The sequence below is a fragment of the Paramixta manurensis genome, from assembly GCF_013285385.1.
Taxonomy (GTDB): Bacteria; Pseudomonadota; Gammaproteobacteria; order Enterobacterales; family Enterobacteriaceae; genus Paramixta; species Paramixta manurensis.
Genome location: NZ_CP054212.1, coordinates 1,218,479 through 1,230,217, shown reverse-complemented (window position 1 = coordinate 1,230,217; position 11,739 = coordinate 1,218,479). Strand labels below are relative to the sequence as shown.

At 51.9% G+C, this 11,739-nt stretch carries 11 protein-coding genes; 3 read left to right on the top strand and 8 right to left on the bottom strand.

Annotated features, from left to right (window positions below; translation table 11 throughout):
• Positions 1 to 6 precede the first annotated feature (6 nt).
• The 3 genes from yajC to queA form a co-directional block, all read right to left on the bottom strand.
• Positions 7 to 339 (bottom strand): preprotein translocase subunit YajC, encoded by a 333-nt coding sequence (yajC, locus tag PMPD1_RS05980; protein WP_173633180.1) that lies wholly within the window; start codon positions 337 to 339, stop codon positions 7 to 9.
• 24 nt (positions 340 to 363) lie between these two features.
• The gene (gene tgt, locus PMPD1_RS05975) at positions 364 to 1,488 is read right to left on the bottom strand and encodes a tRNA guanosine(34) transglycosylase Tgt (RefSeq protein WP_173633179.1); all 1,125 of its coding nucleotides are present in this window, start codon (positions 1,486 to 1,488) and stop codon (positions 364 to 366) included.
• 140 nt (positions 1,489 to 1,628) lie between these two features.
• Positions 1,629 to 2,699 carry a tRNA preQ1(34) S-adenosylmethionine ribosyltransferase-isomerase QueA gene (queA, locus tag PMPD1_RS05970; protein ID WP_173633178.1) on the bottom strand — a complete coding sequence of 357 codons (1,071 nt, stop codon included), beginning with the start codon at positions 2,697 to 2,699 and terminating at the stop codon, positions 1,629 to 1,631.
• Between the two features lie 98 nt (positions 2,700 to 2,797).
• On the opposite strand from queA, the gene PMPD1_RS05965 reads away from it, so the two are divergent.
• From PMPD1_RS05965 to PMPD1_RS05955, 3 genes are all read left to right on the top strand, one after another.
• Positions 2,798 to 3,379: an ACP phosphodiesterase gene (locus PMPD1_RS05965; RefSeq protein ID WP_173633177.1), complete on the top strand. Its 582-nt coding sequence runs from the start codon at positions 2,798 to 2,800 to the stop codon at positions 3,377 to 3,379.
• A gap of 201 nt (positions 3,380 to 3,580) precedes the next feature.
• Positions 3,581 to 4,183, top strand: coding sequence for a peroxiredoxin C (locus PMPD1_RS05960; protein WP_173633176.1), 603 nt, complete (start codon positions 3,581 to 3,583; stop codon positions 4,181 to 4,183).
• Between the two features lie 149 nt (positions 4,184 to 4,332).
• Positions 4,333 to 5,592, top strand: a complete 1,260-nt coding sequence (locus PMPD1_RS05955; RefSeq protein ID WP_173633175.1) for a mechanosensitive ion channel family protein — start codon at positions 4,333 to 4,335, stop codon at positions 5,590 to 5,592.
• Between the two features lie 44 nt (positions 5,593 to 5,636).
• Here PMPD1_RS05955 and proY read toward each other — a convergent pair whose 3' ends face one another.
• The 5 genes from proY to phoB all read right to left on the bottom strand — a co-directional run bounded on the left by proY (position 5,637) and on the right by phoB (position 11,731).
• Entirely contained in the window at positions 5,637 to 7,001 is a 1,365-nt protein-coding gene (proY, locus tag PMPD1_RS05950) for a proline-specific permease ProY (RefSeq protein ID WP_173633174.1), read from the bottom strand.
• Positions 7,002 to 7,069: 68 nt separating this feature from the next.
• Complete coding sequence (gene brnQ / locus PMPD1_RS05945; RefSeq protein WP_173633173.1) at positions 7,070 to 8,389, bottom strand: branched-chain amino acid transport system II carrier protein; 1,320 nt, start codon at positions 8,387 to 8,389, stop codon at positions 7,070 to 7,072.
• 363 nt (positions 8,390 to 8,752) lie between these two features.
• The gene (locus PMPD1_RS05940) at positions 8,753 to 9,694 is read right to left on the bottom strand and encodes a PstS family phosphate ABC transporter substrate-binding protein (RefSeq protein WP_173633172.1); all 942 of its coding nucleotides are present in this window, start codon (positions 9,692 to 9,694) and stop codon (positions 8,753 to 8,755) included.
• Positions 9,695 to 9,713: 19 nt separating this feature from the next.
• Positions 9,714 to 11,027 carry a phosphate regulon sensor histidine kinase PhoR gene (gene phoR, locus PMPD1_RS05935; protein WP_173633171.1) on the bottom strand — a complete coding sequence of 438 codons (1,314 nt, stop codon included), beginning with the start codon at positions 11,025 to 11,027 and terminating at the stop codon, positions 9,714 to 9,716.
• Between the two features lie 14 nt (positions 11,028 to 11,041).
• Positions 11,042 to 11,731 (bottom strand): phosphate response regulator transcription factor PhoB, encoded by a 690-nt coding sequence (phoB, locus tag PMPD1_RS05930; RefSeq protein ID WP_173633170.1) that lies wholly within the window; start codon positions 11,729 to 11,731, stop codon positions 11,042 to 11,044.
• Between the last annotated feature and the right edge of the window lie 8 nt (positions 11,732 to 11,739).

Below are 11,739 nucleotides of genomic sequence, written 5' to 3'. Positions count from 1 at the left end.
AAAAAATTAAAGAGCCTTCATCGTACCTTTCGGCAGAACGGCAGCCACGAAATCACGTTTGACCACAACTTCAGTGGACTCGTTCAGGGCGATAGTGACATAACCGGTTTCAGCAACTTTGGTCACGCGCCCAACCAGCCCGCCGGTCGTCAGCACTTCATCACCTTTGGAGATAGAATCCATCAGCTTCTTATGCTCTTTCGAACGTTTTTGCTGTGGACGCAGGATCATGAAATAAAAAATCAGACCAAATACCACCAGCATGATCACCAGAGAGTAAGGACTTGACTGCGACGGTGCGCCTGCTGCTGCCACTGCGTCAGAAATGAAAAAACTCATCAAATTTCCCTCATTGTTTAATTATCAGACGTTTAACGGCGGAACCGCCTTGCCCGTCCGTTCATAGAATTCGTTAACAAAGCGCTCTAATTTACCCTCTTCGATAGCCTTACGTAAACCCGCCATCAGGCGCTGGTAATAACGCAGGTTATGGATAGTATTAAGGCGAGCGCCCAATATTTCGTTACAACGATCAAGATGATGCAAGTAGGCGCGACTGTAATTGCGACAGGTATAACAATCACACTCGGCGTCCAGCGGAGAGGTATCATCCTTATACTTCGCATTACGAATTTTCACCACGCCATCCGTGACGAACAAATGGCCATTACGCGCATTACGGGTCGGCATCACGCAGTCAAACATATCAATACCGCGACGAACGCCTTCCACCAAATCTTCCGGTTTGCCGACGCCCATCAGGTAACGAGGCTTATCTTCAGGAATTTGCGGACAAACATGCTCCAAAATCCGGTGCATATCCTCTTTCGGCTCGCCCACCGCCAGGCCGCCCACAGCGTACCCATCAAAACCTATCTCTACCAGTCCTTTGACCGAGACATCGCGTAAATCTTCGTAAACACTGCCCTGGATGATGCCAAACAGCGCATTCGGATTGCCCAGCGAATCAAAGCGTTCGCGGCTACGTTTCGCCCAGCGTAACGACATCTCCATTGAGCGTTTCGCGTAATCCCAATCGGCAGGATACGGTGTACACTCATCGAAGATCATCACAATATCGGAGCCGAGATCGTACTGAATCTCCATCGATTTTTCTGGGTCGAGGAAAATGGCGTCACCGTTGATTGGGTTGCGGAAATGTACGCCCGCTTCGGTAATTTTGCGAATATCACCGAGGCTGAAAACCTGGAAACCACCAGAATCGGTCAAAATCGGCCCTTTCCACTGCATAAAATCATGCAGATCGCCGTGCAATTTCATAATTTCCTGGCCGGGACGCAGCCAAAGATGGAAAGTGTTACCGAGGATAATTTGCGCGCCGGTCTCCTGGACTTCTTCCGGCGTCATTCCCTTCACCGTACCGTAAGTCCCCACTGGCATAAACGCGGGGGTTTCCACCACGCCACGATCGAAAATCAGACGGCCACGACGCGCGCGCCCATCTTTAGTATCAAGTTCAAACTTCACATTACCTCCACCAGAGAAACAGTCTGATGTTGAGTTGTTAAAATAACCCTGCAAGCTTGCGCTCACACTGTATTACCAGGAGCAATAGCGTTGTTCCTGGCCGTGGAACGGCAGCTATCCGTCCCAAAAAAAACGCATACTTAGCCGCCGGGCTGCTCATCCGGCGCGGCGGGATTTTTGGTAATAAACATCGCATCGCCATAACTAAAGAAACGATACTGTTCTTTAACCGCCGCCTGATAGGCAGCCATTGTATGCCGATAACCTGCAAACGCCGATACCAGCATAATCAACGTTGACTCCGGCAGATGGAAATTGGTGATCAGCGCATCAATGACCTGATAGTGATAACCAGGATAGATAAAAATCTTGGTATCGTCGAAAAAGGGAGCAATTAGCCCGTTATCACAGGTTTGCGCCGCGCTTTCCAGCGAACGTACGGAGGTGGTGCCTACCGCAATCACTCGATTGCCGCGCGCCTTACAGGCTAGCACCGCATCCACCACATCTTGCGGTACTTCCGCATATTCAGCATGCATGATGTGGTCTTCAATAGTGTCAACGCGCACCGGCTGGAAAGTGCCTGCGCCGACATGCAACGTCACAAAGGCCATTTCCACACCTTTTTCGCGCAGCGCGGCTAACAACGGCTCATCAAAATGCAAACCGGCGGTCGGTGCGGCAACCGCGCCCGGTTTTTCGCTATAGACGGTTTGATACAGCTCCCGATCCGCTTCTTCATCCGGACGTTCAATATAGGGTGGCAGCGGCATATGCCCGACCGCATCCAGAATATCCAACACCGAGCGCCGATCGTGAAACGCGATTTCAAACAGCGTATCGTGACGGGCGACCATCGTCGCGCGAATACTTTCATCTTCGCCCAGCAACAGCTCGGCGCCCGGCTTCGGCGCTTTTGAGGAGCGCACGTGTGCCAACACGCGCTTATCATCCAGCATCCGTTCAACCAGCATCTCGATTTTCCCGCCGCTGGCTTTACGGCCAAATACCCGCGCCGGAATCACTCGGGTATTATTAAACACCAGCAGGTCGCCCGGATTGAGCTGCGCCAAAATATCGGTGAATACACCATGGCTTAGCGCGCCATTTTCGCCATTAAGCGATAAAAGGCGGCATCCGCTACGTTCGGCTTGCGGATAGTGGGCAATTAAAGATGGCGGTAATTCAAAGGAAAAATCGGCAACACGCATGCTTAACTTCTTTGTCGTCTCTGAAACAAGCGGCATAGTCTAGCGGAAAATCCATCAATTCTGAACAATTTGCCGCAGCAGAGCGTTATACTGCGCGAATGAACTTTCTCGCTCATCTTCATTTAGCCTCGCTGGCCAACAGTTCTCTGCTCGGTAACTTAATGGCAGACTTCGTTCGCGGTAATCCGTGGGATGCATGGTCGCCCGACATCGCTGAAGGCATCGCCCTGCACCGCCGCGTAGATGTCTACACGGATACTCTGCCCGAGGTGCGGCAGGCCCGCGATCTTTTCCGGCCAGCAACACGCCGCGTCGCGCCCATTACGCTGGACGTAGTTTGGGACCATTTCCTGTCATTACATTGGGATAGCGTGCAATCGGAAATTTCCTTGCCAGTTTTTTTGGCCAATGCGCAATCTGTGATCGTCAGCAAATTAGCCGGTACGCCAGAGCGCTTTCAAAATCTTAACCGTTACTTATGGGATGAGCGTTGGATGGAGCGTTATGCCAATGCCGATTATCTGCAGAGGGTGTTACAAGGGATGGCGTCACGCCGGCCTCGCCTGGCGGCGCTGGCGGATTCATGGCAGGATTTCAGCGATAATTATCAACAACTTGAAAAAATATTCTGGCAGTTTTATCCGGTAATGATGGCGCGCGCGGCGGAAAATAAATTGTGACGGCCTGCAAAAATTCAAATCGAACTTGCCCTTTTAGCCAAAAGGGTTATTGTATGAACCGGTCTTGAGAATCGATATTTTTTGATAGGCGAAAGCTATCTTATTAATTGGCGTTATTCGCTAGTCTACTGACGGACGAAGCTCTTATACTGCACGCGTCTTGTCACATTTTAAATCCACTTTTACTTTACAGGAGTGAACATGGTCCTGGTTACTCGTCAAGCCCCTGATTTTACCGCCGCAGCCGTACTGGGTAGTGGTGAAATCGTTGAAAATTTCAACTTCAAAAAACACACTGCCGGTAAAGCAACCGTAGTGTTCTTCTGGCCGATGGACTTTACTTTCGTTTGCCCGTCAGAGCTGATTGCTTTCGACAAACGTTATGCTGAGTTCAAGAACCGTGGCGTTGAAGTTGTCGGCGTTTCTTTCGATTCTGAGTTCGTTCACAACGCATGGCGTAAAACGCCGGTTGATAAAGGCGGCATCGGCGAAGTGCAGTACGCCATGGTTGCTGACGTTAAGCGTGAAATTCAGAAAGCTTACGGTATCGAACATCCGGATGCAGGCGTTGCGCTGCGCGGTTCATTCCTGATCGATGCAAACGGCGTGGTTCGTCACCAGGTGGTGAACGATCTGCCGCTGGGCCGCAACATTGATGAAATGCTGCGTATGGTTGATGCCCTGCAATTCCACGAAGAGCACGGTGAAGTTTGTCCGGCACAGTGGGAAAAAGGGAAAGAAGGTATGGGCGCGTCTCCGGAAGGCGTTGCGAAATACCTGTCTGAAAACGTCAACAATCTGTAATCGACGTTTGATTATTCAGCCCGCCGCCCGGCGGGCTTTTTATTGCCGCATAAATTACTGACCCATCTTCCCTAACCAAAATTTCACCTCGCCCGCCAAATCTTTTACACTTGCGCCCCATGGATTTTGTTTCAACACAAGGAAAAGCAATGCAACAGCAAATCACTCAGTGGTTACATGCCTTTAATCTCCCTTATGCCGATAGCATCGCCGTACTGATTTTACTTGGCATTATCTTATTTATTTCGTTAATTATTCACGTCGTTCTGCATCACATCGTACTTCCGTTGCTACGTCGCCGCGGAGAGCATTCTCCCCGACAATGGGCTAACTCTTTATCTATCAATAAATTATTTAGCCGTTTCGCGCTATTAGTTCAGGGTATCCTGTTTAAAATCGAAGTCGAACTGTTTCTTCAGGATAGCGCGCCGCTCCATACGGCGCTGGTTGTTGTCGCGCAAGTCTGGATCATGCTGTTTGCGCTGTTAATGTTCTTCTCGGTACTGGACGTACTACTGGAACTGAGCGCGCGCAGCGTAACCGCCCAACAGCTACCGCTGCGCGGCATCTTTCAAAGCCTGAAACTTATCGCTGCCATCTTTGTCATTATCATGATCGTTTCAGTGCTACTCGGTAAATCGCCACTGGTGTTAATTACCGGTCTGGGCGCTATGACCGCGGTGTTGATGCTGGTATTCAAAGATCCGATCCTCGGGCTGGTGGCAGGCATTCAGTTGTCGGCCAACAATATGCTTAAGTTAAACGACTGGCTGGATATGCCGAAATATGGTGCCGATGGCGCGGTAATTGATATTGGGCTTACCACGGTAAAAGTACGTAACTGGGATAATACCGTCACCACCATTCCGACCTATGCGCTGATTTCTGACTCGTTTAAAAACTGGCGGGCAATGTCGGAATCTGGCGGGCGGCGCATTAAACGCAGTATTAATATTGATACCACCAGTATCCATTTTTTACAGGATGCGGATTTAGCGGAATTGAAACGTGCGCAGTTGCTGACGCCGTATATTGAAGAAAAATCGCAAGAAATCGCGGCCTGGAATGCGCAATTAAGTAGCGATCTCAGCACGCCGCTGAATGGCCGTCACTTAACCAATATTGGCACCTTCCGCGCCTGGCTCGAAGCCTGGCTGAAAGCGCATCCGCGCACGCACAAAGGTATGACGTTGATGGTACGCCAGCTCGCGCCGGGTTCTGACGGGTTGCCGATTGAAATCTATGTGTTTACCAATACTACCGTGTGGCTGGAGTACGAAAGCATTCAATCGGATATTTTTGATCATATTTACGCTGTCCTGCCGGCATTTGGGTTGCGCGTGCACCAAACACCAACCGGTAACGATCTACGTAATCTGCGCCTGGCGCAGCTAAACGAGGCGTCTTAATCTGGCTGGCGAATAACAACCTGTTATCCGCCTTTTTGTCGTGTTTATGCAGCAGCCCGCTTCCGGCGGTGCTGCCATGCATAACCTGCCACCAACAACACAATCCAAATACAGCCCACGTATAGCGAGGTGCGCGTATCCGGGAAGTAACCGATCAAGCCGATGATAAACACCAGAAAGAGGATGCCTAACACCGCCGTAAAAATGCCACCAGGCAGCGAAAACTGTAGCGCCTTCGCTTCTGCTTTACTCAGTTTGCAGCGAAACGCTACCTGAGAAGCCAGAATCATGATCCACACCCAAACGGTCGCGAATGTCGCCAGCGACGCGATAACCAGGAATACTTTCTCCGGCATCAGGTAGTTCAACCACACCGCGACCAACATTGCCAGCATCATCACCAACACCGTCACCCATGGAATGCCGCGCTCCGAGACCTTCATAAACATTTTCGGCGCATGGCCCTGCTCCGCCATTCCGTGCAGCATACGCCCAACGCCAAATACATCGCTATTGATGGCCGACAGCGAAGCGGTAATCACCACGAAATTGAGTAGCGAGGCCGCGGCAGCAATTCCTAAGTGCTGAAACGTCAATACAAATGGGCTACCTGCCGTGCCTACTTGATTCCACGGATAAATAGACATAATCACAAACAGAGTGCCGACATAGAACACCAGAATACGTAACGGAACCGAATTAATCGCCCGCGGGATCGATTTTGCCGGCTCTTCCGCTTCTCCGGCGGTAATACCGATAATCTCAATTCCGCCATAAGCAAACATCACCATTTGTAGCGACAACAGCATCCCCACAACGCCATGAGCGAAGAAGCCGCCATTACTCCACAAATTATGAATACCGGTTGGCTGACCGCCGTTTCCAATGCCCCAAAAAATAATGCCGAAACCGGCAATAATCATCACAATGATGGTGGCAACTTTGAAAAAGGAGAACCAAAACTCAACCTCACCAAACACTTTCACGCTCAGTAGATTGATGCCGCCGATGATCAACACCACGCTCAGTACCCAAATCCAGTGCGGTACCGCCGGGAACCACACCCCCATATAGATACCAAATGCCGTCACGTCGGCAATTGCCACAATCAGGATTTCGAAGCAATAGGTCCAGCCAGTGATATACCCTGCCAATGGACCTAAGTAGTCCTGAGCATAGCGCGAGAAGGAGCTGGCTTGCGGGTTATTGACCGACATCTCACCCAACGCCCGCATAATAATATAGGCGACCGCGCCGCCAATAATATATGCCAACAGCACGCTGGGACCGGCCATCTTAATCGCATCAGCGGAACCATAGAACAACCCGGTACCAATGGCCGACCCTAATGCCATAAAGCGGATATGGCGCGTGCTTAGTCCACGTTTAAGCGTGTTGTTTTTTTTCATAACCACGTATTACCTTACAAACGAAAAAAACCACGGGTGACCCCGTGGTTAGTGATGATTCAATTCAGTTACTGGTGCGCTGTGACGCGTTGCCGCCCTAATACCCGATCATAAACCCCCGCGACAACCAGCATTGCCAACGACGGCGGCAGCCATGCCAACCCCTGCTCTGCCAACGGCAAGTGCTGAGTAAAGGAGGGCAGCAGCGCACTAAAATTGGTGGTTTTAACCGCATCAATGATCCCGAACAACAGGCTGATCAGCATAGTGGGCGCGACGATCCAGGCGCCTTTATTCCACCAGCTTAAGGTAAAGCTCAGCACCACCAACACAATACAAGGTGGATATATCGCCGTCAGTACCGGAATCGAAATCTGAATTAAGTGGCTCAGCCCGAGGTTGGAAACCACCATGGAGAACAGACCTAAGATAAACACCAGGCTACGATATGACAGCGGTAAATACTGTTCGAAGAATTCCGCGCAAGCACAGGTCAAGCCCACTGCTGTCACCATACAGGCAACAAAAATCAGCGCAGCAAGAAAGACGCTGCCCATGCCGCCAAAGGTTTGCTGTACATAGGCATGCAGGATTGCCGCGCCATTAACATTTTGATCCACCAGCGTGCCACTGCCAGACCCAAGCTTAAACAAGCTGAGATAAACCAGCGCCAGGCCGCAGCCAGCAATTAGGCCAGCCAACACGGTATAACGCGTTAACAGCCGGGCATCGCTCACACCGCGTGAGCGTGCAGCATTAACAATCACAATGCCAAATACCATGGCACCTAAGGTATCCATGGTTAAATAACCATTCACGAACCCACCGGAAAACGCCGCCTGCTGATAGGCATCGGTCGCCGGAATGGTTCCGCCCGCAGGCCACAGCACCGCCGCCACGCCAAGCACCGTCAGCGCCACAATCTTCAACGGCGCCAATACGTGCCCCACGGTATCCAGCAATTTGCCCGGATAAAGCGAAATACCAATGACCAACGCGAAATAGATCAGGCTGTAAATAACCAGTGGCATCGCGCCATCACCGGCTATCGGCGCAATCCCGACCTCAAAAGAGACGGTGGCGGTACGCGGAGTGGCAAACAGTGGCCCAACCGCCAGGTAGCACACGGTTGCCAATAATAGCCCCGCCGCTTTGCCGATAGGCGAACTTAATGCATCGATTCCCCCACCCACGCGCGCCAAAGCAATGACAGTCATTACCGGTAAGCCTACAGCGGTGATCAGGAAACCTAGCGCGGCGACCCAAACATGTTCACCGGATTGGATCCCCACCATTGGTGGAAAAATAATATTACCCGCGCCGACAAACAGGGCGAAGGTCATAAATCCTAGCGCGAGGATATCTTTTGGAGTTAAGCGGTGTGTCATAAAAACCAGGTAACCTGTGACTGATGTTGTAATGAAAATGGTGTTTAAACGCGTCAGCATCCCGTCACGCAAAAGCGCGGCAGATTCAACCATCCGTAGTGTTATTTGTCTGCTGCCAGTCTGTTATGCAGATGTTTTAAATTTGTTTTCTTCTATTCGCAGAGCAATTGTGCGACGACGGCGCTAAGTTAAACGTTTATAGCGAAGAAAGGCAACACGGGATCGGAAAACCAGAGTGATATATCGAATAAAATCTTAAAGCCAGTCAAACTCGCCATGGTTTAGAAAAAGTGCGGGATATGCGTTGTATTTTTTCTGCTCAGTTTGATGCTATTTTCTCCACCTCATGGAATGCAGCGTGCGTTATTTTGATAACGGATCGCGCTGGGTGAGCAATTTCATCGCTTGCGCGGCCTGTGGCGTTGACAGGGGTAAATATCCGACCCGGTTCACTAATGCCTGCCCTTCCGGGGAAAGAACCTGGCGCAAGAAAGCCGCTGTCAGAGGCTCCAGCGGTTTCCCCGGCGCTTTATTCACATAGATATATAGCGGGCGCGCATAAGGATAACGGCCATTACGGATGGTCTCGGCGTCGGGTTGAATTGCCGCCGCGCCGCGCTGCGCAACCGGCACAATTTTAACGCCGCTGGAGTGGAACCCCAGGCTGGTGTAGCCAATACCGTTTAGCGTACCGGCCACCGCCTGCACTACCGCCGCCGCGCCGGGATATTCATCCACATCATGCCGGAAATCCCCGCCGCACAACGCCTGCTGTTTGAAGAACCCCCAGGTGCCAGACGCGGAATTACGACCAAAACGCTGGATACCGCGCGCACGCCAGTGGGTCTGTGTTAAACCGAGATCGCCCCACGTTTTCGGCGTAGCGCTCGCGCCACACAGCCGAGTGACAGAGAACAAGGCATCCAGTTGCGCCGCATCGAGCTGTTTAATGGGATTATCTTGATTGACCACCATCACCAGCGCATCCATCGCCACCGGCACCGCTAATGGCGGATAACCATATTTCGCGATAAACAACTGGCGCTCCGAAGCCTGCATCGGGCGGCTCATCGCGCCAAGTTGCGCCGCGCCCGCCGCCAGCGCCGTCGGCGCAGTTGATGAACCGGCCGCCTGAATTTGTACGTTCACGCCCGGATAGTGCCGGTTAAAGCTCTCTCCCCACAACGTCATCAAATTCCCCAGCGTATCTGAACCGACGCTGGTTAGGTTACCGGTTAGGCCGCTTTCCGCCGCCTGCGCTGCGCCAGTCAGCAGCAACGCCGCTAGCAGAATAATCGCTTTCATCGCTTATGCTCGTCGATAGTCACCGCCGGGTATTCTCCGGCAATCCGGGGTGAACAATCAACCGCGGGCCGAGCGTGAAGGTAAAGCAGGTTTCCTGCTGCGGCACGCTCACAATATCCAACCGCGCGTTGTGGTGGCTCAGCGCATGTTTAACAATTGCCAGCCCCAGCCCGCTGCCGCCGGTTGCCCGCGAGCGCGCTTTATCTACGCGATAAAAACGCTCGGTTAAACGCGGCAAATGCTCAGCGGCAATCCCGGGGCCATTATCTTTCACACAAAACCGCGCGCCTTGTGCGTTACGCAACCAACTAATCTCAATATCGGTGCCCTCCGGCGTATGGTTTACTGCGTTATACACCAAGTTGGAAATAGCGCTGCGTAGCTGTTCTTCATTACCAAACACCCGCAAATGCGGATCAGTATTAAAATGAATCGTATGCCGCCCATTACTGAGCGTTTCCGCTTCACGCTGTAAAACCCGCAGCATGGCAGGCACATCAACGGTTTCCGACAGGTCGATAGCTGGCGCCGCTTCTATACGCGATAAAGTGAGCAGTTGCCCGACCAGGCTATCCATACGCCGCGTTTGTTCCTGCATGGTCTGCAACGCTTTCGCACGGGCGCGCCCTTCCAGCACCGCATCATTCATCATTTCCAGATAACCTTGTAATACCGTCAATGGCGTACGCAGCTCATGGCTAACGTTGGCAAAAAAGTTACGCCGTGCGCCTTCTAACTGATGCATTTGCGTAACATCACGCGCCACCATTAGCCATTGCCCCTCACTGTAAGGCATGACGCGAAATTCCAAATGGCGGTGGTGGTTCACCACTAAGGTTAACGGGCGGGCAAAATCACGCTGACGTAAATAGCGGGAAAACTCAGGATAACGCATTAAGTTAAGGATATTCTGGCCGTTATCTTCCGGCCAGCGTAGCCCCAAGTGCTGCTGTGCCAGGCCGTTACACCAGAAAATATTGCCTTCCTCTGTGGTCAAAATCACGGCATCCGGTAAGGACTCCGCGCCGCTGCGAAAACGCATGATCAGACTTCTCAGTTCGCTGCGGCGGCGGCGATTGCGTAACTGCATTTGGTACAAACCGTAAAACAGCGGCTCCCAGCTTCCACGCCCGCCGGGCGGCGTCATGGTGCGATCCACCCATAACCAGTGCGATAAACGCAATAAATTCCAAAAATGCCAGCCTAAAACCCCCAGTACCGATATCAACAACAGCCAGGGCAAATAGCCGACGGCCAGCCCAATAGCCAACGCTGGCAAACAGGCCAACACTAGCTCCAGCAATAATCTCTTCCAGGAGAGGCGTTCCAGCACGAGTCAGACCCCAATTAGTAGCGAGCGGAAAAACGATACCCCGTTCCGCGCACCGTTTGCACCATGCGATCGTGCCCGGACACTTCCAGAGCTTTACGCAAGCGGCGAATATGCACGTCAACCGTGCGATCTTCTACATAGACATTGGTTCCCCAAACGTGATTTAGCAACTGTTCTCGGCTATAAACGCGCTCGGGATGGGTCATAAAAAAGTGCAACAGCTTGTACTCGGTTGGCCCCATTTCCAGTGGCGTAGTGGCCGACATTACCCGGTGTGAGGAAGGATCAAGACTTAAGCCCTGCATCTCAATCACCTCTTCTACCGCCATTGGCGAGATCCGGCGCATCACCGCTTTAATGCGCGCCACCAACTCTTTCGGTGAAAATGGCTTGGTAATGTAATCATCGGCGCCGACTTCTAGCCCGCGCACGCGATCTTCCTCTTCACCACGCGCGGTAATCATCATCACCGGAATATCACGCGTCATCGCTTCACGTTTTAAATGTTTAATAAACTGGATGCCGCTGCCGCCGGGCAACATCCAGTCGAGTAAGATCAAATCGGGCCAGGGTTCAATCAGCAAATTGATGGCGCTGTCATAATCTTCCGCTTCGATTGGCTGGTAATCATTTTGCTCCAGAACGAAACACAACATTTCCCGAATTGGGGCTTCATCTTCGACGACCAGAATGCGCTTAGCCATTATTGCTC

Excerpts from the sequence above, each read along its gene's own strand:
- yajC (WP_173633180.1), bottom strand. The coding sequence starts at position 339 with ATGAGTTTTTTCATTTCTGACGCAGTGGCAGCAGCAGGCGCACCGTCG.
- queA (WP_173633178.1), bottom strand. The coding sequence starts at position 2,699 with ATGCGTGTTGCCGATTTTTCCTTTGAATTACCGCCATCTTTAATTGCC.
- PMPD1_RS05965 (WP_173633177.1), top strand. The coding sequence starts at position 2,798 with ATGAACTTTCTCGCTCATCTTCATTTAGCCTCGCTGGCCAACAGTTCT.
- PMPD1_RS05960 (WP_173633176.1), top strand. The coding sequence starts at position 3,581 with ATGGTCCTGGTTACTCGTCAAGCCCCTGATTTTACCGCCGCAGCCGTA.
- PMPD1_RS05955 (WP_173633175.1), top strand. The coding sequence starts at position 4,333 with ATGCAACAGCAAATCACTCAGTGGTTACATGCCTTTAATCTCCCTTAT.
- proY (WP_173633174.1), bottom strand. The coding sequence starts at position 7,001 with ATGAAAAAAAACAACACGCTTAAACGTGGACTAAGCACGCGCCATATC.
- brnQ (WP_173633173.1), bottom strand. The coding sequence starts at position 8,389 with ATGACACACCGCTTAACTCCAAAAGATATCCTCGCGCTAGGATTTATG.
- PMPD1_RS05940 (WP_173633172.1), bottom strand. The coding sequence starts at position 9,694 with ATGAAAGCGATTATTCTGCTAGCGGCGTTGCTGCTGACTGGCGCAGCG.
- phoB (WP_173633170.1), bottom strand. The coding sequence starts at position 11,731 with ATGGCTAAGCGCATTCTGGTCGTCGAAGATGAAGCCCCAATTCGGGAA.